The 23,244-nt window shown below is 74.1% G+C and carries 21 protein-coding genes; 5 read left to right on the forward strand and 16 right to left on the reverse strand.

What is annotated here, in order from left to right; genetic code table 11:
• Positions 1 to 924: a methionyl-tRNA formyltransferase gene (fmt, locus tag JOF54_RS01760; RefSeq protein ID WP_210052450.1), complete on the reverse strand. Its 924-nt coding sequence runs from the start codon at positions 922 to 924 to the stop codon at positions 1 to 3.
• Positions 925 to 997: 73 nt separating this feature from the next.
• Positions 998 to 3,031: a primosomal protein N' gene (locus JOF54_RS01765; protein WP_307803718.1), complete on the reverse strand. Its 2,034-nt coding sequence runs from the start codon at positions 3,029 to 3,031 to the stop codon at positions 998 to 1,000.
• Between the two features lie 188 nt (positions 3,032 to 3,219).
• On the opposite strand from JOF54_RS01765, the gene JOF54_RS01770 reads away from it, so the two are divergent.
• Positions 3,220 to 4,479: a threonine/serine exporter family protein gene (locus JOF54_RS01770; RefSeq protein WP_210052452.1), complete on the forward strand. Its 1,260-nt coding sequence runs from the start codon at positions 3,220 to 3,222 to the stop codon at positions 4,477 to 4,479.
• A 3-nt stretch (positions 4,480 to 4,482) separates the two neighbouring features.
• On the opposite strand, the gene metK is transcribed toward JOF54_RS01770, so the two are convergent.
• From metK to carA, 9 genes are all read right to left on the reverse strand, one after another.
• Positions 4,483 to 5,676 (reverse strand): methionine adenosyltransferase, encoded by a 1,194-nt coding sequence (metK, locus tag JOF54_RS01775; protein ID WP_210052454.1) that lies wholly within the window; start codon positions 5,674 to 5,676, stop codon positions 4,483 to 4,485.
• A gap of 51 nt (positions 5,677 to 5,727) precedes the next feature.
• Positions 5,728 to 6,951 (reverse strand): bifunctional phosphopantothenoylcysteine decarboxylase/phosphopantothenate--cysteine ligase CoaBC, encoded by a 1,224-nt coding sequence (coaBC, locus tag JOF54_RS01780; RefSeq protein WP_210052456.1) that lies wholly within the window; start codon positions 6,949 to 6,951, stop codon positions 5,728 to 5,730.
• 81 nt (positions 6,952 to 7,032) lie between these two features.
• The gene (gene rpoZ, locus JOF54_RS01785) at positions 7,033 to 7,350 is read right to left on the reverse strand and encodes a DNA-directed RNA polymerase subunit omega (RefSeq protein ID WP_307803719.1); all 318 of its coding nucleotides are present in this window, start codon (positions 7,348 to 7,350) and stop codon (positions 7,033 to 7,035) included.
• Positions 7,351 to 7,470: 120 nt separating this feature from the next.
• A complete protein-coding gene (gmk, locus tag JOF54_RS01790) occupies positions 7,471 to 8,016 on the reverse strand; it encodes a guanylate kinase (protein WP_425560666.1) in 546 nt (181 codons plus the stop codon).
• A 5-nt stretch (positions 8,017 to 8,021) separates the two neighbouring features.
• Positions 8,022 to 8,378, reverse strand: coding sequence for an integration host factor, actinobacterial type (mihF, locus tag JOF54_RS01795; protein WP_210052460.1), 357 nt, complete (start codon positions 8,376 to 8,378; stop codon positions 8,022 to 8,024).
• A 59-nt stretch (positions 8,379 to 8,437) separates the two neighbouring features.
• Positions 8,438 to 9,283 carry an orotidine-5'-phosphate decarboxylase gene (gene pyrF, locus JOF54_RS01800; RefSeq protein ID WP_210052462.1) on the reverse strand — a complete coding sequence of 282 codons (846 nt, stop codon included), beginning with the start codon at positions 9,281 to 9,283 and terminating at the stop codon, positions 8,438 to 8,440.
• Positions 9,280 to 10,380: a quinone-dependent dihydroorotate dehydrogenase gene (locus tag JOF54_RS01805; RefSeq protein WP_210052464.1), complete on the reverse strand. Its 1,101-nt coding sequence runs from the start codon at positions 10,378 to 10,380 to the stop codon at positions 9,280 to 9,282. Before JOF54_RS01805 ends, pyrF begins: the two co-directional genes overlap by 4 nt.
• A gap of 10 nt (positions 10,381 to 10,390) precedes the next feature.
• Positions 10,391 to 13,708 (reverse strand): carbamoyl-phosphate synthase large subunit, encoded by a 3,318-nt coding sequence (gene carB, locus JOF54_RS01810; protein ID WP_210052466.1) that lies wholly within the window; start codon positions 13,706 to 13,708, stop codon positions 10,391 to 10,393.
• A complete protein-coding gene (gene carA / locus JOF54_RS01815) occupies positions 13,708 to 14,916 on the reverse strand; it encodes a glutamine-hydrolyzing carbamoyl-phosphate synthase small subunit (protein WP_210052468.1) in 1,209 nt (402 codons plus the stop codon). The genes carB and carA overlap by 1 nt, the downstream gene beginning before the upstream one ends.
• Positions 14,917 to 15,109: 193 nt before the next feature.
• Between carA and JOF54_RS01820 the strand changes: the two genes are divergently transcribed.
• Both JOF54_RS01820 and JOF54_RS01825 read left to right on the forward strand, forming a co-directional pair.
• Positions 15,110 to 15,622 carry a MarR family winged helix-turn-helix transcriptional regulator gene (locus tag JOF54_RS01820; RefSeq protein WP_210052470.1) on the forward strand — a complete coding sequence of 171 codons (513 nt, stop codon included), beginning with the start codon at positions 15,110 to 15,112 and terminating at the stop codon, positions 15,620 to 15,622.
• Positions 15,623 to 15,647: 25 nt separating this feature from the next.
• On the forward strand, positions 15,648 to 17,540 hold the full coding sequence (locus JOF54_RS01825; protein ID WP_210052472.1) for an MFS transporter: 1,893 nt from the start codon (positions 15,648 to 15,650) through the stop codon (positions 17,538 to 17,540).
• Between the two features lie 80 nt (positions 17,541 to 17,620).
• Here JOF54_RS01825 and nusB read toward each other — a convergent pair whose 3' ends face one another.
• Together nusB and efp are read right to left on the reverse strand one after the other, a co-directional pair.
• Positions 17,621 to 18,076, reverse strand: coding sequence for a transcription antitermination factor NusB (gene nusB, locus JOF54_RS01830; protein WP_210052474.1), 456 nt, complete (start codon positions 18,074 to 18,076; stop codon positions 17,621 to 17,623).
• A gap of 16 nt (positions 18,077 to 18,092) precedes the next feature.
• Positions 18,093 to 18,653: an elongation factor P gene (gene efp / locus JOF54_RS01835; RefSeq protein WP_210052476.1), complete on the reverse strand. Its 561-nt coding sequence runs from the start codon at positions 18,651 to 18,653 to the stop codon at positions 18,093 to 18,095.
• Between the two features lie 178 nt (positions 18,654 to 18,831).
• On the opposite strand from efp, the gene JOF54_RS01840 reads away from it, so the two are divergent.
• Positions 18,832 to 19,395 carry a hypothetical protein gene (locus tag JOF54_RS01840; RefSeq protein ID WP_210052478.1) on the forward strand — a complete coding sequence of 188 codons (564 nt, stop codon included), beginning with the start codon at positions 18,832 to 18,834 and terminating at the stop codon, positions 19,393 to 19,395.
• A gap of 182 nt (positions 19,396 to 19,577) precedes the next feature.
• A complete protein-coding gene (locus JOF54_RS01845) occupies positions 19,578 to 20,312 on the forward strand; it encodes a hypothetical protein (protein WP_210052480.1) in 735 nt (244 codons plus the stop codon).
• A gap of 115 nt (positions 20,313 to 20,427) precedes the next feature.
• Here the strand turns inward: JOF54_RS01845 and aroB are convergent, their stop codons facing one another.
• From aroB to aroC, 3 genes are read right to left on the reverse strand one after another with little or no spacing between them, the layout of a single operon-like run.
• Positions 20,428 to 21,528 (reverse strand): 3-dehydroquinate synthase, encoded by a 1,101-nt coding sequence (gene aroB, locus JOF54_RS01850; protein WP_210052483.1) that lies wholly within the window; start codon positions 21,526 to 21,528, stop codon positions 20,428 to 20,430.
• Positions 21,521 to 22,033: a shikimate kinase gene (locus JOF54_RS01855; protein WP_210052485.1), complete on the reverse strand. Its 513-nt coding sequence runs from the start codon at positions 22,031 to 22,033 to the stop codon at positions 21,521 to 21,523. Before JOF54_RS01855 ends, aroB begins: the two co-directional genes overlap by 8 nt.
• Positions 22,030 to 23,241, reverse strand: coding sequence for a chorismate synthase (gene aroC / locus JOF54_RS01860; protein WP_210052488.1), 1,212 nt, complete (start codon positions 23,239 to 23,241; stop codon positions 22,030 to 22,032). Before aroC ends, JOF54_RS01855 begins: the two co-directional genes overlap by 4 nt.
• Between the last annotated feature and the right edge of the window lie 3 nt (positions 23,242 to 23,244).

Genomic DNA, 23,244 nt, shown 5'->3' on the forward strand with positions numbered 1-23,244 from the left:
TCAGCCCCCCAGGACCGTGTCGGGCGGCAGCTGGGCGCCGCGGGCCCAGTCGGCCGCGGGCATGGGCTTCTTCCCCGGTGCCTGCACGCGGCCGAGCCGCAGCGGCCGGGTCCCGGTGCCGACCAGGACGGCGGCCTTGCCGACCTGGAGGGCACCCGGTGCGAGCTCGCCGTCGGCAGGGGTCGCCAGGCCGAGCTTGAGCCGTTCGCCGCCCAGGGTGGTCCAGGCGCCCGGGGCGGGCGTGCAGCCGCGGATCCGCCGGTCGACGACCTCGGCCGGCAGCGACCAGTCGACGCGGGCGTCGTCGACCTCGATCTTGGGCGCGAAGCTGACCCCCTCGGCCGGCTGCGGCTGGGCGGTCAGGGTGCCGTCCTCGATCCCGTCCAGCGTGCGGACCAGCAGCTCGGCGCCGGACACCGCCAGCCGCGCCAGCAGGTCGCCCGCGGTGTCGTCGGGCCGGACGGGCTCCTCGACGCGCAGGAAGGTGGGCCCGGCGTCCAGCTCGAGGACGATCTGGAAGGTCGTGGCGCCGGTGACCGCGTCGCCCGCCAGCAGGGCGTGCTGGACGGGGGCGGCACCGCGCCAGGCCGGCAGCAGCGAGAAGTGCAGGTTGACGAACCCGTGCCGCGGCACGTCGATCACCCGCTGCGGCAGCAGCGCGCCGTAGGCGACGACGGGGACGCAGTCCGGGGCGATCGCGCTGAGCCGGGCGACGAAGTCCTCGTCCCGCGGCCTCCGCGGGGTCAGCGTCTCGATCCCCAGCTCGGCGGCACGGGCGGCGACGGGGCTGGGCGTCAGCTTCTTGCCGCGGCCGGCGGGGGCGTCGGGTCGGGTGAGGACGGCGACCACCTCGTGCCGGGAGGCCAGCAGCGCCTCGAGCGGGGGCAGGGCCACCTCGGGGGTCCCGGCGAAGACGATGCGCACCGGCCGAGTCTAGGGCGCGGAGCCGCTCCGACCGACCGCGCCGTCGCTCAGCCGGTGGCTCCGGAGTGGCCGCTCAGCCGACGGCGACGGGGTCGACGCGGATCCGCAGCGCGCCCTCGCTCTTGCGGGCGCTGCGGATGGCGGCGACGTCCTTGGCCGCCCGGACCAGCGCGGCCCCCTCGGTGCGCGGCGAGCGCAGCGTCAGCCGGGACAGGGCGCTCTCCCCCGGGCCCGGCGCCTCGCCGGGGCGCCGCTCGGGCGGCAGCGCGACGGGCCCGAGCACCTCGGCGTGCGGCGGCAGCTGGGCCAGCTCGACAAACTCGGCGAGCGCCTCGGGCCGGCCCTCGACGGTGACGAGCTTGGCCGCCGGCGGGAAGTGGGCCTCGGCCCGGTCGACCAGCTCGCGGGCCGCCAGCCCCGCCGGGTCGACGCGGACCAGCGCCTGCAGCGCGCGGCCGGAGCTCTCCCCCACCGCGATCACCGAGCCGCCGTCGCCGCCGCCGCGGACCAGGGCGACGGCGTTCAGCCAGCGGCGCAGCGCCTCCTCGGTCGCGCGCAGGTCGGCGCGGAGCAGCAGCAGCGGGGTGTCCAGCAGCACGGCGCCGGCGTAGCCGCCCTCGGCCCGCGGCTCCGCACCCGGGGTCGCGACGACGATGGCCGGCGTCGCGGGCACGGTGGCCGCGACCTGACCGGCGCTCGACTGCCGGACGGCCGTCCCGGGGAACGCCTTGCCCAGCTCCTCCGCCGTCCGCTCGGAGCCGACGACGGGGGCCCGGAACCGGTGCGAGCCGCAGATCGGGCACTCCCAGCCCACCTGCAGCCGCCCGCACCAGGTGCAGGTGGCCTGGGGTCCGTCGCCCGTGCGGCCCCGGCCGGCGCGGGTGGGACCGCCGCAGTGCCGGCAGCGGGCGGGCTCGCGGCAGTCCTGGCAGACCAGCGCGACGAGGTAGCCGGAGCGCGGCACCTGCACCAGCACCGGGCCCTGGGGCAGCGCCGAGCGCATGAGGGTGAAGACCTCGTGCGGCAGCCGGGCGGCGCGGGCCGCCGGGTCGCGCTCGAGGGCCCGGTCGGTATCGGCGCTCACCTTCACCTGCGGGGCGGTGTGCCGCAGGGCGACCCGGTCCTGGGCCAGCTCGCGGAGCCAGCCCTGCTCCACCCAGGCCTGGACCTCGGCCGTGCGGGCGTAGCCGGCGAACAGCGCGCCGGCGCCCTGCTGGGCGGCGCGCAGCGCGAGCACCTCGCGGGCGTGCGGGTACGGCGCCCGCGGCTCGGCCAGCAGGTCGTCGCCGTCGTCCCAGAGCGCGACGAGACCGAGGTCGTGCACGGGGGCGAACGCCGCGGCCCGGTTGCCGATGACCACCCGCACCTCCCCGCGCAGGGCGCGCAGGAAGGCCCGGTAGCGGGCGGCCGGGCCGGCCTCGGCCACCAGTACGGCGAAGCCGGTGGGTCCGAGCGCGGCCGCGCACGCCTGCTTGAGCTGCTCGACGTCGCGCTGGTCGGGCACCACGAGGACGGCCCCGCGCCCGCCCTCGACCGCGGCCCGGGCGGCCGCGGCCAGCCCGGCGGCCCAGTCGCCGCTGGGGTCCGCGCTGGGCGTCACCTGCCAGGCGGCGCGGGGGCTGCGGCCCCCGGCGAGCGCGGACAGGAAGCCGGGACCGGCCGGGTAGGCGCCGAACGGGTGCGGCGGGGCGGCGGGCGGCGGCACCGCGGGACCGGCGACGGGTGCGGCCTTCTCGGTGGCCGCGTGCCGCGGCGGGATCGCGAGGCGCACGACGTCGGAGAAGCTGCCGGCGTAGTGGTCGGCGACGCCGCGGACCAGCCGGGCCACCTCCGGGGTGAGCACCGGCTCGGCCGAGACGACCTTGGCCAGCGGGCTGAGGGCGCCGTCGTGGTCGCTGGCGTCGCGCCGCTCCAGCAGGAAGCCGTCGCGCTGCTTGCCGGCGAACCGGACGCGCACGCGGGCGCCGGGGACGGCCTCGGGGTCCTGCGCCCGGGAGACGGTGTAGTCGAAGGGCCGGTCGAGGTGGCTGAGCGGCAGGTCGAGCACGACGCGGGCGACGGGCCGGTCCTCCGCCGGCAGGTGCGGCGCCGGGGCGGGCACGGGCACCGGGGCCACGGGGACGGGGCGCGACGGGCGCTCGGGCGCGGGGACCAGCGGTGCCGCGGGCTCCGCGGCACTCGTCCGCGGGTCCGACCGGAGAGGCACACCCGATGATAGGCAGAGGGGTCCGACAGCCCCGGGCCCGCGCACAGGCCCGGCGAGGGGCGGACGCGCCGACCGACCGAGAAGGAGCCATGAGCCAGAGCACGCCCGCCGAGCCGTCCGACCTCCAGGTGCGACGGCTGCTCGTCGCCCTGGCCGCGGCCATGGTGGCCACCGGCCAGCCCGTCTCCGACATCGAGGACGAGGTGGTCGAGGTGGCGGGCCGGCTCGGGTTCCCCGACGCGCAGGTGGCCGCCGGCCCGACCGGGGTGACGGTCTGCGTCGGCAGCGGCGAGCCGTCCACCTACGAGAGCGTCAAGGGCTCGTTGCGGCTCGACCAGGCGGCCGAGGTGCGGACCATCCGCTACCAGCTCGTCGAGGGGTCCCTCAGCATCGAGCAGGGGATCAGCGCCCTGCTGGCCCTCAGCGCCCGCCCGTCGCGCTACCCGGTGTGGCTCGCCAACCTCGGCTGGGTGGGCATCGCGACCGGCATCGCGCTGATCCTGCAGCCGGGGCGCGCCAACGTGGCCTTCGCCGTCCTGGGCGGGGCCGTCGTCGTCGGGCTGTTCCGGCTGAGCCAGCGGTTCCGGCTCATCAGCACGCTGCTGCCGACGCTGGCCGCCTTCGTGCTGGCCTGCCTGGTCTTCGCGGCCGTGGACGCCGGTCTGCTCGAGGGGCCGCTGCGGACGCTGCTGCCGCCGCTGGCCGTGCTGCTGCCCGGGGCGCTCATCGTCACGGCGATGTCGGAGCTGGCCACCGGGGACATGGTGGCGGGGACTGCGCGGCTGGCGTTCGGCGCCGTCCAGCTGCTGCTCTTCACCCTCGGGATCGTCGCCGCGGCCCGGCTGTTCAGCATCCCGCAGGAGGCCCTGACGAACCTGCGGGTCGACGAGCTGGGCTGGTGGGCCGCCCCGCTGGGGCTGGTGCTCATCACCCTGGGCATCGGCGTCCTGGAGAGCCCGCCGCTGCGGCTGCTGCCCTTCATCGCCCTCACGCTGGTGCTGGCCTTCGCCGCGCAGTCGCTGGGCCAGGCCCTCTCGGGTCCGGTGCTGGGCAGCTTCGCCGGGGCGCTGGCCGCCAGCCTGGGCGCCTCGGCGGTCGAGGCGGTCAAGCCGCGGCTGCCCCGGCTCGTCGTCTTCCTGCCGTCGTTCTGGCTGCTGGTGCCCGGCAGCCTGGGGCTGCTCTCGACCACCCAGCTGGCCGTCGACCCCGACGGCTCGGCCGAGGCCGCGCTGGGCGTCCTCGGCGTCGTCACCGCGATCGCGCTGGGCCTGCTCGTCGGTGCCGCGGTCGCCCAGTCCGTGCGGGGGGCCGTGCGCCGGACCCGCCGACGCAGCCTGCTGGCCCGTTGAGGCTCAGCCGCGGACGGCCGCCGCGAGGGCGTCGGCGCGGTCGGCGACCTCCCAGGTGAGGCCGGGCAGCTCGCGGCCGAAGTGGCCGTAGGCGGCCGTGGCACCATAGATCGGCCGCTTCAGGTCGAGGTCGCGGATGATCGCGGCCGGCCGCAGGTCGAACGTGGCCAGCACGGCGTCGGCGATCTGGTCGGTCGGGACCGACTCGGTGCCGAAGGTCTCGACGTAGAAGCCCACGGGGTGCGCCTTGCCGATGGCGTAGGCGACCTGGACCTCGCAGCGACGCGCCAGCCCGGCCGCGACGACGTTCTTGGCCACCCAGCGCATCGCGTAGGCCCCGGAGCGGTCGACCTTGGACGGGTCCTTGCCCGAGAAGGCGCCGCCGCCGTGCCGGGCCATCCCGCCGTAGGTGTCGACGATGATCTTGCGGCCGGTCAGCCCGGCGTCGCCCATCGGGCCGCCGATCTCGAACCGCCCGGTGGGGTTGACCAGCAGCCGGTAGTCGGAGCTGTCGATCGCGAAGCGCTCCAGCACCGGCTCGACGACGTGCTTGCGGACGTCGGGAGCCAGCAGGGCGTCGAGGTCGATGTCGGCGGCGTGCTGGCTGGACAGCACGACGGTGTCCAGCCGGACCGGCCGGTCGCCGTCGTACTCGATGGTGACCTGGGTCTTGCCGTCGGGGCGCAGGTAGGGCATGGTCCCGTCCTTGCGGACGGCGGAGAGCTGCTCGGCGAGCCGGTGCGCGAGGTCGATCGGCAGCGGCATCAGCGACGCGGTCTCGTCGCAGGCGTAGCCGAACATCAGGCCCTGGTCACCGGCCCCCTGCGCGTCGAGCGCGTCGACCGAGGAACCGGTGCGGGACTCGAACGCGGTGTCGACGCCCTGGGCGATGTCGGGCGACTGCTGCCCGATGGCGATGGAGACGCCGCAGGAGGCGCCGTCGAAGCCCTTGGTGGAGGAGTCGTAGCCGATGTCGATGACCTTCTGCCGGACCAGGCCCGGGATCTCGACGTAGGAGTCGGTGGTCACCTCGCCGGCGACGACGACGAGGCCGGTCGTGACCAGGCACTCGACGGCCACGCGGCTGGAGGGGTCCTGGTCCAGCAGGGCGTCGAGGACGGTGTCGCTGATCTGGTCGGCGATCTTGTCCGGGTGGCCCTCGGTGACCGACTCGGAGGTGAACAGTCTGCGCGCCATGGCCTCGTCTCCCTCTGGGCTGGACCGGCTCCTGCACCGGCCCGGGCCAACCTACCGGGAGGAGCGCAGGCGCAGGGCGGTGTCCCAGATGAGGTGGGCCAGCGTGTCCTTGCTGCCGGCACGCGGCCCCTGCGCCCCGTCGGCGGTGAGCAGGGTGATCTCGCTGTCCGGCTGGCCGAACACCCGGCCGCGGCCGACGGCGTTGAGCACCAGCAGGTCGCAGCCCTTGCGGGCCAGCTTCGCCCGGCCCAGGGCGAGCAGGTCGGCGTCGTCGGACGGGGTCTCGGCCGCGAAGCCGACGAGCACCTGGCGCGGGTCGGTCCGCGCGGCGACGAGGCCGGCGAGGACGTCGGCGGTCTGCACGAGGTCGAGCTCGAGGCCGCCGTCGCCGGACTTCTTGATCTTGGTGCCGCTGGCGGCGGCGGGGGTAAAGTCGGCGGGCGCGGCGGCCATCACCACGACGTCGGCGGTCGCCGCGGCGGCGCGGACGGCGGCGTCCAGGTCGGCGGTGGAGGTCACCGGGGTGACGGGCACCGCGGGCGGGGCGGGGCGGTCGACGTTGGCCGCGACCAGGGTCACGTCGGCCCCGCGCAGCCGGGCGGCGCGGGCGAGGGCCCAGCCCATCAGGCCGGAGGAGGAATTGCCGAGGAAGCGGACCGGGTCGAGGTGCTCCCGGGTGCCGCCGGCGCTGACGACGACGCGCAGCCCGGCCAGGTCCTGCGCGGCGGCGCGGCGGGTGAGGTCGGCGTCGACCAGCACGGCCTCGACGACGGCGGCCAGCTCGGCCGGGTCGGGCAGCCGGCCGGGACCGGAGTCGGGGCCGGTGAGCCGGCCCGAGTCGGGGTCCACGACGACGACGCCGCGCGAGCGGAGGGTGTCCACGTTGGCCCGGGTCGCGGCGTGCTGCCACATCTCGGTGTGCATGGCCGGGGCCATCACCACCGGGCCGTGCGCGGTGAGCAGCACGTTGGTCAGGAGGTCGTCCGCGCGGCCGGTGGCGGCCCGCGCGAGCAGGTCCGCCGTGGCCGGGGCGACGACGACGAGGTCGGCCTCCTGGCCCAGCTTCACGTGCGGCACGTGCTGGGCATCGGCCCAGACGCCGGTGTGCACCGGCCGGCCGGAGAGCGCCGCCCAGGTGGCCTCGCCGACGAACTGCAGAGCCGAGTCCGTCGGGACGACGGTGACCTCATGACCGGCGGCCAGCAGCCGCCGGAGGAGCTCGCAGGCCTTGTAGGCCGCGATCCCGCCGGCGACGCCGAGGACGACCCGGCTCACCGCCGGGCCGTCGCGGGGGCCGGGCCCGCCGCCCACCCGCGGGGCGGCCGGCGGCCCAGGACCGTGCTCACGGGGTCGGGCTCAGGCCGGCTCGACCAGCGTCGGGCCCTGCGGGCCGGACTCCTCGGTCTCCTCGGCGTCCGGGTCGATGTCGATGCAGTCGAGCTTGCCGGCGTTGACCTCGCGCAGGGCGATGGACAGCGGCTTCTCCTGCGGGCCGGTCTCGACCAGCGGGCCGACGTGGTCCAGGAGGCCCTCGCCGAGCTGGGAGTAGTAGGCGTTGATCTGGCGGGCGCGCTTGGCGGCGAACAGCACCAGCTTGTACTTGGAGTCCGAACGGGTGAGCAGCTCGTCGATCGGCGGGTTGGTGATGCCTTCGGCGACGGGGTGGACAGTCACGGAGATACCTTCGGTTTCAGCTCGGGTGACCCCCCGCAGGACCGGCCGCAGAGGCCGGGTCCCGCGCAGCGCAGCGACCGGCTCGTCGAGCCGGACCGCGCTGAGGTGGGGCGTCTGTCGTCACAGACGAGTCAAGGCTACCAACTCGGCCACGGCCTGGCCTACTTCGCCGTTCACGACGACGTGGTCGAACTCGGTGGCCGAGGCCAGCTCCTCCCGCGCGGTCTGCAGCCGGCGCTCCCGCTGGGCCTCCGACTCGGTGCCGCGGCCGACCAGCCGGCGGACCAGCTCCTCCCAGCTGGGCGGGGCCAGGAAGACGAACCGGGCGTCCGGCCAGGCGTCGCGCACCTGCCGCGCCCCCTGGAGGTCGATCTCCAGCAGCGCCGGCCGGTGCTCCTGCACCGCGGCGACGACGGGCGCGCGCGGCGTGCCGTAGCGGTGCACCCCGTGCACCACGGCCCACTCGAGCAGGGCGCCGTCGGCGACCAGGGCGTCGAACTCGTCCTCGGACACGAAGAGGTAGTGCACGCCGTCCACCTCGCCGGGCCGCGGCGGGCGGGTCGTGGCCGACACCGAGACGAAGATCTCCGGGTGCTGCGCCGCCAGGTGCGTCACCACGGTGCCCTTGCCGACCGCCGTCGGGCCGGAGAGCACCGTGAGGCCCACCGGGGTCACGCGGAGGGGTCGGCGGAGACGCCCGGGGCCGGGAACTCCGCCACGAGGGCGGCGGTCTGGTGCTTGCCGAGGCCGCGCAGGCGGCGGTTCGGGGCGATGTCCAGCCGCTCCATCACCCGGGCGGCGCGCACGGCGCCGACGCGGGGCAGCGACTTGAGCACGTCGACGACCTTGGTGTGGGCGACGACGTCGTCCTGCTCGGCCTGGGCCAGGACCTCGGCGAGCGTCCGGCGACCGGTGCGCAGGGCCTGCTTGACCTCGGCGCGACGGCGCCGGGCCTCGGTCGCGGCGTGCCGGGCGAGCTGGCGCTGCTCGTCGCTCAACGGGGGAATGGTCACTACGTGCGTCCTCATCTACGAACTCCAGGTGCCCCGCACTCGGCAGCGGACGGCGACCTCCGGAGCCTCGAAACCTACCCCACGGACAGCACCGCGCGCATGGCGGCCAGGGTGCTGCGCGCGGCGTCGCGGAGGGCCTCGGGGTCGGGCCCCGCGCCCATCACCTCGCGGCTGGTCGTGGGGAGGACGAGCGGGGCCGCGGCGCCGAAGACCTCCGCCAGGTCGGCCGCCGTCCCGCCCTGCGCGCCGATGCCCGGGGCGAGGATCGAGCCGTTGAGGGCGGAGAAGTCGACGCCGGTGCGGCCGATGGTCGCCCCGGCGACGACGCCGACGTGGCCGAGCCCCGGCCCCGGGTTGCGCGCGGCCGCCTCGTCGACGACGAGCTGGCCGACCAGCCGGTCGTCGGCGGTCCGGGCGTGCTGGAGCTGCGGGCCCTCGGGGTTGCTGGTCAGCGCCAGGACGTAGACACCGCGGCCGTGCCGGGCCGCGAGGTCCACCGCGCCGTCGAGGGAGCCGAAGCCGAGGTAGGGGCTGAGGGTGACCGCGTCGGCGGCCAGCGGGGCGCCGTCGGCCAGGTAGGCGCGGGCGTAGGCGTCCATGGTGGAGCCGATGTCCCCGCGCTTGACGTCGAGCAGCGACAGGGCGCCGGCCGCGGCGATGTCGGCGAGCACGCGCTCCAGCACCGCGACGCCGGCCGACCCGTGGGCCTCGTAGAACGCCGACTGGGGCTTGAAGACCGCCACCTCGGCGCCCAGCGCCTCGACCATCCCCCGCGCGCAGGCCTCGAGGCCGGCGACGTCGTCGGCCAGCCCCCAGGCCGCCAGCACGCCGGGGTGCGGGTCGATGCCGACGCAGAGCGGCCCCCGCTCCCCCACGACCTGCTGCAGCCGCTCCCCGTAGCTCGCGCGCACCGGCGTCATCCCCTCGTCGTCGTGCTCGGGCGGTCCGCCGGCCGCAGCCGGTTGAGCTCGGCGACCAGCGCCGGACCGCGGTAGATGTAGCCGCTGTAGACCTGCAGCAGGACGGCGCCGGCGTCCAGCATGGCGCGGCCGTCGTCGGCGGTGAGGATGCCGCCGACGCCCATCACCGGCAGCGTGGTCCGGGCGGTGAGGAAGGCGACGACGGCCCGGGCCCGCGCGGCCAGCGGGGAGCCGGACAGCCCGCCCGCCTCGGCGGCGTGCCGGTGGCCGGCGACGGCGTCCCGCGACAGCGTCGTGTTGGTCGCCACCAGCCCGGCGGCGCCGGCGTCGGTGCAGACGTCGAGCAGCTCCTCGAGCGCGTCGTCGGAGAGGTCGGGCGCCAGCTTCACGAACACCGGCACGGGCCGGTCGGGGTCGCGGCGCCGGGCCTCGTCCACCAGCGTGCCCACCAGCTCGCGGAGGGCCGCGGCGTCCTGCAGCGAGCGCAGGCCGGGGGTGTTCGGGCTGGAGACGTTGACGGCGACGTAGTCGGCGTAGCCGGCCAGCAGCCGGAACGAGGCCAGGTAGTCCGCCGTCGCCTCGGCCAGCGGGGTCGTCTTCGTCTTGCCCAGGCTGACGCCCAGCGGGATCCCGACGGCGCGGTTGCCCCGGACGACGTCGGCGGCGGCCAGCCGGGCCGCCAGCGCCGCCGCACCGGCGTTGTTGAAGCCCATCCGGTTGACGATGGCCCGGTGCTCGGGCAGCCGGAACAGCCGCGGCTGGGCGTTGCCCGGCTGGCCCTGGCTGGTCACGGTGCCCAGCTCGGCGAAGCCGAAGCCCAGCGCGCCCCAGGCCCTGAGCCCCAGCCCGTTCTTGTCCAGGCCCGCGGCGACGCCGACCCGGCCGGGGAAGTCGACGCCGGCCACCCGGACGGGGTCGCGGTGCCGGGCCAGCAGCGCGGCCAGCGCGCCGCGGGCCGCCCGGTTCTCCCCCACCCGGTGCAGCGCCGCCAGCGTGGCGTCGTGCACCTGCTCGGGGTCGCCGCCGCCGGAGCGGAACAGCACCGGTCGCAGCAGCCGGCGGTAGCCGCGGTCCAGCAGCCAGGTGTCCGCGCTCATCGGGCGCCGGTCACCGGGCCGCGCGGTCCTGCGCCCAGGACTGCAGCGAGCGCACGCCGACGTCGCCGGCCATGACGGCCTCGATGCCCTGCACGGCCGCCGCCAGCCCCTGCACCGTGGTAATGCAGGGGACGTTGCGCAGCACGCCCGCGGTGCGGATCTCGTAGCCGTCGAAACGCGGCCGGCCGTCGGGGCTGAGCCCGTGCGGGGTGTTGAAGATGAGGTCGACCTCGCCGTCGAGGATCGCCTGGACGACCGTCTTCTCCCCGTCCGGGCCGGGACCCTGGCTGTACTTGCGGACCGTGGTCACCTGCACGCCATGCCGCCGCAGCATGGACGCGGTGCCGGTGGTGGCCACGATCTGGAAGCCGAGGTCGGCCAGCCGCTTGACCGGGAACACGACGTTGCGCTTGTCCCGGTTGGCGACGGACACGAAGACGGTGCCCTTCAGCGGCAGCGGGCCGGAGGCGGCGACCTGGCTCTTGGCGAAGGCGGTGCCGAAGCCGAGGTCGAGGCCCATGACCTCGCCGGTCGACTTCATCTCCGGGCCCAGGATGGTGTCGACCGAGATGCCCTCGACGGTGCGGAACCGGTTGAAGGGCATAACGGCCTCCTTGACGGCGATCGGCCCGGCGACGTCCTCGTCGGAGCCGTCGCCGGTGGGCCGCAGCAGGCCCTCGGCGCGCAGGTCGGCGATGCTCGTGCCCAGCATCACCCGGGCCGCGGCCTTGGCCAGCTGGGTGCCGGTCGCCTTGGAGACGAAGGGCACCGTGCGCGACGCGCGCGGGTTGGCCTCCAGCACGTAGAGGGTGTCCCCGGCCAGCGCGAACTGGATGTTGATGAGGCCGCGGACGCCGACGCCGCGGGCGATCTTCTCGGTGGAGTCGCGGATCCGGTCCACGACCTCGGCGCCGAGGGTGATCGGCGGCAGCGCGCAGGCGGAGTCGCCGGAGTGCACGCCGGCCTCCTCGATGTGCTCCATGACGCCGCCGAGGTAGAGGTCGGTGCCGTCGTAGAGCGCGTCGACGTCGATCTCCACCGCGTCGTCGAGGAAGCGGTCGACGAGCACCGGGTGCGCGGGCGAGACCTCGGTGGCGCGGCCGATGTAGGAGGACAGCGACGGCTCGTCGTAGACGATCTCCATCCCCCGCCCGCCGAGCACGTAGGACGGCCGGACCAGGACCGGGTAGCCGATCTCGTCGGCGATGGTCTTGGCCTCGTCGAAGGAGCGGGCCAGCCCGTGCTTGGGGGCCGGCAGCCCCTCGGCGTCGAGCACCTCGCCGAAGGCGCCGCGCTCCTCGGCCAGGTGGATGGCCTCGGGGCTGGTGCCGACGATCGGGACGCCCGCGTCCTTGAGCCCCTGGGCCAGCCGCAGCGGCGTCTGGCCGCCCAGCTGGACGATGACGCCCGCGACCGGGCCGGCCTGCTGCTCGGCGTGCACGACCTCGAGCACGTCCTCCAGCGTCAGCGGCTCGAAGTAGAGCCGGTCGGCGGTGTCGTAGTCGGTGCTCACCGTCTCCGGGTTGCAGTTGACCATCACGGTCTCGTAGCCGGCCGCCGACAGCGCCATCGCGGCGTGCACGCACGAGTAGTCGAACTCGATGCCCTGGCCGATCCGGTTCGGGCCGCTGCCCAGGATGAGCACCGCGGGCTTGTCCCGCGGCATCACCTCGGACTCGGTCTCGTAGGAGCTGTAGTGGTACGGCGTCCGGGCGGCGAACTCGGCCGCGCAGGTGTCGACGGTCTTGTAGACCGGCCGGATGCCCAGCGCCCAGCGGACGCCGCGGACGACGTCCTCGCGCAGGTGCCGCAGGGCCGCGACCTGGGCGTCGGAGAGCCCGTGCCGCTTCGCCAGCCGCAGCACGTCGGCGGTCAGCTCGGGGGCGTCGCGGACGGTGTCGGCCACCTCGAGCACCAGGACGAGCTGGTCGACGAACCACGGGTCGATCTTCGTGGCCGCGAAGACCTGCTCCGGGGTGGCGCCGGCCCGCAGCGCCTGCATGACCAGGCCGATCCGGCCGTCGTGGGGGCGGGCGGCGGCGGCCAGGATCTCCTCGACCGGCGTGGTCACCGGCTGCGCGAACTCGAAGGGGGCCTTCGGGTCCTCCAGGCTGCGGAGCGCCTTGCCGAGCGCCTCGGTGAAGTTGCGGCCGATGGCCATCGCCTCGCCGACGCTCTTCATGTGCGTGGTCAGGGTCGAGTCGGCCGAGGGGAACTTCTCGAAGGCGAACCGCGGCACCTTGACGACGACGTAGTCCAGCGTCGGCTCGAAGCTGGCCGGGGTCTGCTCGGTGATGTCGTTGGGGATCTCGTCGAGGGTGTAGCCGACGGCGACCTTGGCCGCGATCTTGGCGATGGGGAAGCCCGTCGCCTTGCTGGCCAGGGCGCTGGAGCGCGAGACCCGCGGGTTCATCTCGATGACGATCATCCGGCCCGTCGCCGGGTCGACGGCGAACTGGATGTTGCAGCCGCCGGTGTCGACGCCGACGTCGCGGATGATGCCGATGGCGACGTCGCGCATCAGCTGGTACTCGCGGTCGGTCAGGGTCATGGCCGGTGCGACGGTGATCGAGTCGCCGGTGTGCACGCCCATCGGGTCGAAGTTCTCGATCGAGCAGACGATGACGACGTTGTCCGCGCGGTCGCGCATGACCTCGAGCTCGTACTCCTTCCAGCCGAGGATCGACTCCTCGATGAGCACCTCGGTGGTCGGGCTGGCCGAGAGCCCGGCGCCGGCGATGCGGCGCAGGTCGGTCTCGTCGTGCGCGAACCCGGAGCCGACACCGCCCATGGTGAAGCTGGGCCGGACGACGAGCGGGTAGCCCAGCTCCCCGGCCGCGGCCAGCACGTCGTCCATCGAGTGGCAGACGTAGCTGCGGGCCACCTCGGCGACGCCGCCGGCCAGGCCGGAGAGGTTCTCGACGATGGCCTTGAACTGCTCGCGGTTCTCCCCGCGCTGGATGGCGTCGAAGGACGCGCCGATCATCTCGACGCCGTACTTCTCCAGGACGCCGTTCTCGTGCAGGGCGACGGCGGCGTTGAGCGCGGTCTGCCCGCCCAGGGTGGCCAGCAGCGCGTCGGGCCGCTCGAGGGCGATGACCTGCTCGACGAACTCGGGGGTGATCGGCTCGACGTAGGTGGCGTCGGCGAACTCCGGGTCGGTCATGATCGTCGCCGGGTTGGAGTTGACGAGGACGACGCGGAAGCCCTCCTCCTTGAGCACGCGGCAGGCCTGCGTGCCGGAGTAGTCGAACTCGCTGGCCTGGCCGATGACGATGGGGCCGGAGCCGATGACGAGGATGGTGTGCAGGTCGGTGCGACGGGGCATCAGACGTTCTCCGTTCCCTGAGCTTCGCCTGTCCTGAGCCTGTCGAAGGATCGAAGGGTCATGACCTCGACGAAGCGGTCGAAGAGGTAGCTGGCGTCGTGCGGGCCGGCGGCGGCCTCGGGGTGGTACTGGACGGAGAAGCCGAGCACGCGGCCGGCGCCGTCGCGCAGCTCGAGGCCCTCGACCACCTGGTCGTTGAGGCCGACGTGGCTGACGGTCGCGGTGCCGAAGGGCGTCGTCGTCGGCCGGTCCAGCGGGGCGTCGACGGCGAAGCCGTGGTTGTGCGAGGTGACCTCGACCCGCCGGGTGCGCAGGTCCATCACCGGCTGGTTGAGGCCCCGGTGTCCGTAGCCCAGCTTGTAGGTGCCGAAGCCCAGCGCGCGGCCGAAGATCTGGTTGCCGAAGCAGATGCCGAAGTAGGGGATGCCGGCGCCGAGCACGGCCTTCAGCAGCTCGACCGGGCCCTCGGTGGCCGCCGGGTCGCCGGGGCCGTTGGAGAAGAAGACGCCGTCCGGCTCCAGGGCCGCAATCTGCTCGAAGGTCGCGGTGGAGGGCACGACGTGCACCTCGATCCCCCGCCGGGCCATCTGCCGCGGGGTCATGGTCTTGATGCCGAGGTCGACGGCGACGACGCGGTACCGCCGCTCGCCCTCGGCGGGGACGACGTAGGCCTCGCGCGTGGTGACCTCGTCGGCGAGGTGGGCGCCCGCCATCGCGGGTCCCTCCTGGACACGGCGGAGCAGGGCCGCGGGGTCGGTCTCGACGCTGGAGAGGCCGACGCGCATGGCGCCCCGCTCGCGCAGGTGCCGGGTGAGGGCGCGGGTGTCGACGTCCTGGACGCCCACGACGCCCTGGGCCCGGAGCTCGTCCTCCAGGGTCCGGCGCGAGCGCCAGCTCGAGGGCACCCGGGCGGCGTCGCGGACGACGTAGCCGGCCACCCAGATCTGGCCGGACTCGTCGTCCTCGTCGTTCCAGCCGGTGTTGCCGATGTGGGGCGCGGTGGCCACGACGACCTGCCGGTGGTAGCTGGGGTCGGTCAAGGTCTCCTGGTAGCCCGACATACCGGTGGCGAAGACCGCCTCGCCGAAGGTCTCCCCCACGGCCCCGTAGGCCCGGCCCGTGAAGGTCCGGCCGTCCTCGAGCACCAGCAGCGCTGCCGGCGGACGGGAGTCGGAGGGATCTGGACGCGTCGAATCGGCTGTGCTCATGCCCGTCCTTTCCTGCCTCACAGGACAGGTCTTAAAGGTTGGAAGATCGCGGACACGCTACCAGCCGGAGACCCCCCGGCCGCCCGCCGTGACGGCCGCGAGACCGGCCCGGGAACAAACCGACGGTTAGTTGCGCTATGTAACCCGTGACCGTAAGGTTGCTTGCAGCAACTATCGACCTGGAGGAGACCTGATGACGGCGACGCGCGACCCGCAGCACGACGAGCGGACGGCCGGCACGGCCGAGCTGCTCGACGTGCTGGGCCGGCTGATCCGCACCGCGCGCGCCGCCGGGCACCGCCACCAGGCCGAGTACGGCCTCAGCGGCACCCCGCTGGGCATCCTCAAGGCCCTCTCCACGGCCGAGTCCCGGGCCGGCGACCTCGCCGGACGGCTGCAGATCGCGCCGTCGGTGGTCTCCCGGGCCCTGGTGCCGCTGGAGCAGGCGGGGCTCGTCGAGCGCCGGCACGACCCCGACGACGCCCGTGCGGCCCGGCTGGGTCTGACCGACGCCGGCCGCGACCGCCTGGAGAGCGCCCGCCGGGAGTTCTCCGACCGCTTCACGCCGCTGCTCGACGCCTGGGACCCCGCCGACGTCGCCACGCTCACCCGGCTGATGGACCGCCTCGAGTCGACGCTGACCGAGGGCCTGGACCTCGGCTCCCCCGCTCACGGCTCGCGCTCGCCGGCCCGCACCTCCTCCTGACCCGCTCCCACCACCGAAGGCACGCATGACCACCACCACCGCAGCACCCGCCGTCGCCCCCGTCGGCGACGCGCTGACCCACCAGCAGATCCTCAAGGTGATGACCGGGCTGCTCGCCGCCCTGTTCACCGCCATGCTGTCGACGACGATCGTCTCCACGGCGCTGCCGACGATCATGGCCGACCTCAACGGGACCCAGCGCCAGTACACCTGGGTGATCACCTCGTCGCTGCTGGCGATGACGATCAGCACGCCCATCTGGGGCAAGCTCTCCGACCTGTTCAACAAGAAGGTCCTCGTCCAGCTGTCGATCGTGATCTTCGTCGCCGGCTCCGTCGGCGCCGGGCTCTCCCAGACCGTGCCGCCGATGATGGCCTTCCGCGCCCTGCAGGGGCTCGGGATGGGCGGGCTGGTGGCGCTGACGCAGTCGATCATGGGCGCCCTCATCCCGCCGCGCCAGCGCGGCCGCTACGCCGGCTACATGGGCGCGGTGATGGCCGTGAGCACGGTCTCCGGCCCGCTGCTGGGCGGCGTGATCACCGACAACGCCAACTGGCGCTGGTGCTTCTTCGTCTGCGTGCCGCTCGCCGTCCTGGCCCTCGTCGCGCTGCAGCTCACCCTGCACGCCCCGGCCGGCCGCCGCGGCGTCCGCATCGACTACCTCGGCGCCGTGCTGATCGCGCTGGTCGCCGGGCTGCCGATGCTGTGGGTCACCTTCGCCGGCTCCGACTACGCCTGGATCTCCTGGCAGTCGGGCGCCTTCCTCGCGGCGTTCGCCGTCGCCGTCGCCCTCGCCGTGGTCACCGAGCTGCGGGTCAGCGAGCCGATGGTGCCGATCCGCCTGCTGGGCAACCGGACGACCATCCTCATGATCATCGCCAGCCTCGCCGTCGGCGTCGCCATGTTCGGCAGCAGCACCTTCCTCACTCAGTACTTCCAGCTGGCGGGCGGCCACTCCGCCACCCGGGCCGGCCTGATGACGATCCCGCTGATCATCAGCCAGATGCTGACCTCGACGATCGGCGGCCAGGTGGTCACCCGCACCGGGCGCTGGAAGCCGCTGATGGTCGTCGGCGCGATCGCGCTGGTCGCCGGCCTCGCCGGGCTGGGCACCATCGACCACACCACCGCCTACTGGCAGGTCGGCCTCTTCATGGCCGTCATGGGCGTGGGCGTCGGCGCGCTGATCCAGAACATCGTGCTGGCCGTGCAGAACACGGTCGACGTCCGCGACGTCGGCTCCACCTCGGCGACCATCACGTTCTTCCGTTCGCTGGGCGGGGCCGTCGGCGTCGCCGTGCTGGGCGCCATCCTGGCCAACCACGTCGCCGGGAACATCACCAGCGGCCTCACCGCCGCCGGCCTGCCGAGCGCCGGCACCGGCTCCAGCGGCAGCCTCGACATCAAGGACCTGCCCGCGCCGATCCAGAGCATCGTGCACGTGGCCTACGGCGACTCCTTCGGCCTGCTGTTCGCCATCGCCGCCGTCATCTCGGTCGTCACCCTGGTCGCGGTGGTGCTGGTCCGCGAGGTCCCGCTGCGCACCACCGTCGGGATCACCCCGACGGCCACCGCGGCGGCCGACGGGAACGCCGAGGCGGTCGCGGAGGACGTGCCCGCGCTGCAGGGTCCGGCCCCTGCTCCGGCTGCTCGCCGCGTGGCGGCCGAGGACGCCGGCGAGGAACTCTCCGCCGCCGCGCTCGACGTCCTGACGGTGGCGCAGGAGCAGGCGCGCCAGCTGCTGCTGGAGAGCCAGCGGACGGCCGACCGGCTGACCCGGCTCGCCCGGCTCGAGGCCGAGCGGGTCCTCACCGAGGCCGACGCCGAGCTGGCCGAGCGGCAGGAGCGGATCCGGCTGCTCAAGGCCACCGAGGCCGACCTGACCGAGCGCGTCGGCGAGAAGATCCTCCAGGGCTGAGCTTCTCACCCACCGAGAACGCGACGAGCGGCCGTCCCCAGGAGGGGGCGGCCGCTCGTGGCGTCTGCGGGTCCGGTCGGTCAGGCCGACTGGGCCGGGGGCTCGGCGTCGGGCGTCTTGGTCGCCAGCACCGCGCTGAGCAGGCCCGTGAGGTAGGCCGGCGACTCGTCGGTGGAGAGGTCGCCGACCAGGGCGACGGCCTCGGCCACCGCGACCGGGTCGGGCACCTCGCCGAAGTCGATCTCGAAGACCGCGATCCGGGCGGCGGCGCGGTCGACCCGCGGCATCCGCTCCACCGACCAGCTCTTGGCCATGCAGGAGGCGATCCGCCGGTCGATCTCGGTCCGGTGCGTGACGACGCCGCGCACCAGGGTGGCGGTGTAGTCGCGAACCGGCGGGTCGGAGCGATCCGTGCTGGCCGCGAGCGTCTCGAGCGGGTCGTTGCCCCGCAGGTCGGCCTCGAACAAGATGTCGAGGGCGCGCTTGCGGGCCTTGCTCCGGGTCGAGAGGGTGCGCGGCCGGTCGGGCTCGGACATGCTGCTCGTCGTCAGGTCAGGCGACGCGGCCCAGGTAGTCACCCGTGCGGGTGTCCACCTTGACCTTCTCGCCGTTGGTGATGAACAGCGGGACCTGGATCTGCAGACCGGTCTCCAGCGTGGCGGGCTTGGTGCCGCCGGTGCTGCGGTCGCCCTGCAGGCCGGGCTCGGTGTAGGTGATGAGCAGCTCGACCGAGGCCGGCAGGTCGATGTACAGCGGGTTGTCCTCGTGGATCGCGACGGTGGCGACCTGCTCCTCGAGGAGGTAGTTCTTCGCGTCGCCCACGGTCTCGTCGCTGATGGTCACCTGCTCGTAGGTCGAGGTGTCCATGAAGACGAAGCCGGAGCCGTCGTGGTACAGGTACTGCATGTCGCGGCGGTCCACGCTCGCGGTGTCGACCTTGGTGTCGGAGTTGAAGGTCTTGTCGACGACCTTGCCCGACAGGACGTGCTTCAGCTTGGTCCGGACGACCGTGTTGCCCTTGCCGGGCTTGTGGTGCTGGAACCAGACCACGGACCAGAGCTGGCCGTCCAGGTCGAGGACCATGCCGTTCTTGAGATCATTCGTCGACGCCACGCGCGGAAACCCTTCGTGATGGTGGAGCCCTTCGAGGGCAGCCACTCAGTCTAGACCACCGCTGACGGCCGTCCGACGGTCGCCGTGCCCCTGGTTGTCCACAGGAGTGCCCGGCGGGGGCTGACACGGGGCCGCGGTGCGTGGGAGTCTGGCCGCTCGCGGACGGGGAGGACGTGAGGTGAGGGACGGTCGGACGGGGGTCGGCGTCGCCGCGCTGGTCGGCGCGCTCGCCCTGGGCCCGGGCTTGACCGGCTGCACGCCGGATGCGGTGGTCCAGCCCTCGCCGTCGCCCAGCGCCTCGTCCGCCACCCCGACCGAGACCGACGCCGAGCGGCAGGAGCGGCTCGACTACGCCACGGCCGAGAAGGCGTACCGGACCTTTCGGGCCGAGTACGGGCGGGTGCTGCGGGCTGGCGGGGCGAAGGAGCCGACAAAGGTGATGAAGCAGACCGCCGGGGGTGAGTACCTGAAGGAGTTTGCCGAGGTCACCGAGGCATACCACGGCTTGGGAGACCACCAAGAAGGCAAGGAGAGGATTCTTTCTGTCGCGCCGGGCGCCTACTCCGCGGCCGAGTTAGAGCTTCGGGTCTGCGAGGACAGTCGTTCAATCAGGATCATCGCAAAGAACGGCGAACAGGTCGGCCAAGGCGAGATGCGCCAGTCGATCATCCAAGTTCGGCGGATCAGCGATGCCTGGAAACTCTGGTCGGGCAGCGGCAAGAAGGTATCGACATGCGATTGAGGATGCTCACCGCGGGGATTCTGACCGGCCTCCTGGTCTTCGCAACACCACCAACGACAAGCCAGGCAGACGAAGGCAGCGGCCTCCGCACAGGGGACAACTCTGTCCGTGTCCAGGCTTGGAAGCAGCGTCAGCAGGCGCCGTCGTCAGGCACAAGACCCGGCAAGAGTCCCGCGAGGCCGGTGACCACCAGTGGCAAGTCGGACTACAAGTATCTGCCGCAGGACGAGTACAAGGCGCAGATGGACAGCTACCGCACCCGGCTGGCCGCCGCCATCAGCGCCAACAAGGCCGCCACCAACGCGCAGGGTCAGTGCGTCGCCACCGCGGGCAACCTCAACTGCGGGCGCTTCCAGACCGTGCCGCTCCCCGACGACCCGAACATCCGCGAGGCAGGCGACCCCGCTGATCCGGCCGCAGCACCCGCCGCGCCCGCCGTCACGCCCGAGCAGGCCGCCTACATCGCCTCGGCCCGCCTCCGCCTCACGGCGCCGCAACCGGTGGTCGGGCCGCCGCCCGACATCAACGAGTGGGACATGGCAGCCGTCGGCTACCCGCTCTGGCTGTGGGCGGAGGGCGACCTCGACCCGGCTCCGGTGTCGGACTCGGTCTTCGACCTGTCCGTCGCGCTCGACGCCCGCCTCGTCGAGGTCGTCTTCGACATGGGCGACGGAAACCGCGTCCGCTGCTCGGACCTCGGCACCCGCTGGACCCGCTCCGTCGAGCCCGGTACCGCGTCGCCGTCCTGCGGCTACGCCTACCCGCAGCCGTCACTGCCGGAGGGCTCGTACACCGTCACCGCGAACGCGGTCTGGGCCATCGACTGGGCGATCAACGGGACGACCGGCTCGATCCCCTTCTACCAGTCGGCCAGCACGACGATCCCCGTCGGCGAGCTGCAGGTCCTCGTCCGCTGACGCAACTGCGGGAGGACGACACCTGCCCGCGCCCGGAACTCGTCGTCTCCCCGCAGTTGCCGACCGGATCGGCGAGTGCTGGGAACCCGCTCGAGCAGGGCGCTCTCAGCCGCGGTTATCCAGCACTCACCGCGGCGTAGGTCTCGCGCAGCAGGTCCTCCGACGGACCGGCGAGGATCTCGGCCGAGGCGAGGCCGTTGAGGACGACGAAACGCAGGGTCGAGCCGCGGGTCTTCTTGTCCAGGCCCATGGTGACCAGCAGGTCGTCGAAGGCGTCGGGGTCGTAGCGGACCGGGAGGCCGACGCTGGCGAGCACGGCCGTGTGCCGGGCGGCGAGCGAGGAGTCGATCAGCCCGGCGCGCCGGGCCAGCTCGGCGACGAAGACCATCCCGACGCTGACGGCCTCGCCGTGGCGCCAGCGGTACTGCTCGCGGCGCTCGACGGCGTGGCCGAGGGTGTGGCCGTAGTTCAGGAGCTCGCGTCCGACCCGGGAGCCGACCGAGGTCGCCTCGCGCAGGTCGCCGGACACCACCTCGGCCTTGACCCGGACGGAGCGCTCGACCAGCTCGCGCAGCTCCGGCGAGCCCGGGGTGCGGCAGGCGTCGGGGGCGGTCTCGACCAGGGTCAGGATCGCCGGGTCGGCGATGAAGCCGCACTTGACGACCTCGGCCAGCCCCCCGACGAGGTCGGCCGGGGGCAGCGTCGTCAGGGCCTCGAGGTCGCAGAGGACGCCGGCCGGCTCGTAGAACGCGCCGACGAGGTTCTTGCCCTCGGCGGTGTTGATGCCGGTCTTGCCACCCACGGCGGCGTCCACCATGCCCAGCAGACTGGTCGGCACGCTGACGTAGCGCACGCCGCGCAGCCAGGTGGCGGCGACGAAGCCGGCGAGGTCGGTCGTCGAGCCGCCGCCCAGGCCGACGACGGCGTCGGAGCGGGTGAAGCCGGCGTTGCCGAGGACGGACCAGCAGGACGCGGCGACGGTCGCGGTCTTGGCGGCCTCGGCGTCGGGGACGTCGATGCGGACGACCTCGTAGCCTGCCTCGGCCAGCACGTGGTTCGCCGAGGCGGCGAGCCGGGCCAGCGTCGGCGGGTGGATCAGCGCGACCCGCTGCACGTCGGCGCCCAGCAGGCCGGGCAGCTCGCCCAGCAGGCCGTGCCCGACGAGCACGTCGTAGGGACGCTCCGCCGAGACGGTGATGCGGGTGGTCTCAGGCACCGGTCTCCTCCGAGGACGACGTGAGCAGCAGCGCGACGACCTGCTCGGGCGGCAGACTGTCGGTCTCCACCCGCTCGGTGGCCACCTCGGCGTAGAGCGGGGTCCGCTCGGCCAGCAGCTTGATCAGCCGGCCGCGGACGTTGCCCAGCAGCAGCGGCCGGGCCTCGTTGAGCCCCACCCGGGACACGGCCGTCGCCGCGCTCACCTCGAGCCACACCACGCGGTGCCCGCGCAGCGCCGCCCGGGTCGTGGCCGAGAGCACCGCTCCCCCACCCAGCGACAGCACGCCCGGCTGGTCCAGCAGCTCGGCGGTGACCTGCTCCTCCAGCGCCCGGAAGGCCGGCTCGCCGTCGTCGGCGAAGATCGCCGCGATGCTCCGTCCGGCCCGCTGCTCGATCACGGCGTCCACGTCGGCGAACGGCACGCCGAGGCGCTCGGCCAGCAGCGCACCGGTGGTGGATTTGCCGGAGCCGGGCGCGCCGACCAGGACGACGGGGCCGCTCACGCCTGGCCGGCGCCGGGCGCCACCGACAGCCCGCGCTCGGCCACGTGCTCCAGGTAGGCCTCGGCGTTGCGCTTGGTCTCCTCGACGGAGTCGCCGCCGAACTTCTCCAGTACCGCGTCGGCGATGACGAGGGCCACCATGGCCTCGGCCACCACGCCGGCCGCCGGGACGGCGCAGACGTCGGAGCGCTGGTGGTGGGCCACCGCGTTCTCCCCCGTCGCCGTGTCGACGGTGCGCAGCGCCCGCGGCACGGTCGCGATCGGCTTCATCGCGGCGCGGACGCGCAGCAGCTCGCCGGTGCTCATCCCACCCTCGGTGCCGCCGGAGCGGTGCGAGGCCCGGGAGATGCCGCCCTCGCCGGCGACGATCTCGTCGTGCGCGGCGCTGCCGCGGGTGCGGGCCAGCGTGAAGCCGTCGCCGACCTCGACGCCCTTGATCGCCTGGATGCCCATCAGCGCCCCGGCCAGCCGCGCGTCGAGGCGGCGGTCCCAGTGGACGTGCGAGCCGAGGCCCGGCGGCAGGCCCCAGACGGCCACCTCGACGACACCGCCCAGGGTGTCGCCGTCCTTCTGCGCCGCCTCGACCTCGGCGATCATCGCCGCGGAGGCGTCGCGGTCGAAGCAGCGGACCGGGTCGGCGTCGACGGCCTCGAGGTCGGCGAAGGTCGGGACGACGCCGGCCGGGGCGGACACCGTGCCCAGCTCGACGACGTGGCTCAGCACCGTGACGCCGAGGGTCTGCTGCAGGAAGGCCGTGGCCACCCGGCCGAGCGCCACCCGGGCGGCGGTCTCGCGCGCGCTGGCCCGCTCCAGGACGGGACGGGCCTCGTCGAAGTCGTACTTCTGCATGCCCGCGAGGTCGGCGTGCCCGGGACGGGGCCGGGTGAGGGCGGCGTTGCGGGCCTGGCCGGCGAGCACCTCGGCGTCGACGGGATCGGCCGACATCACCGTCTCCCACTTCGGCCACTCGGTGTTGCCGACCTGGATGGCCACCGGACCGCCCTGGGTCTCGCCGTGCCGGACGCCGCCGAGCACCGTCACCGCGTCCGCCTCGAACTTCATCCGGGCGCCGCGGCCGAAGCCGAGGCGGCGACGGGCGAGCGCGTCGGCGAGGTCGTCGGTGGTCACGCGGACGTGGGCGGGCAGCCCCTCGAGGATCGCCACCAGCGCCGGGCCGTGGGACTCTCCTGCGGTCAGCCATCTGAGCATGGG

Origin of the sequence: Microlunatus capsulatus (assembly GCF_017876495.1) — a bacterium.
GTDB lineage: Bacteria > Actinomycetota > Actinomycetes > Propionibacteriales > Propionibacteriaceae > Microlunatus > Microlunatus capsulatus.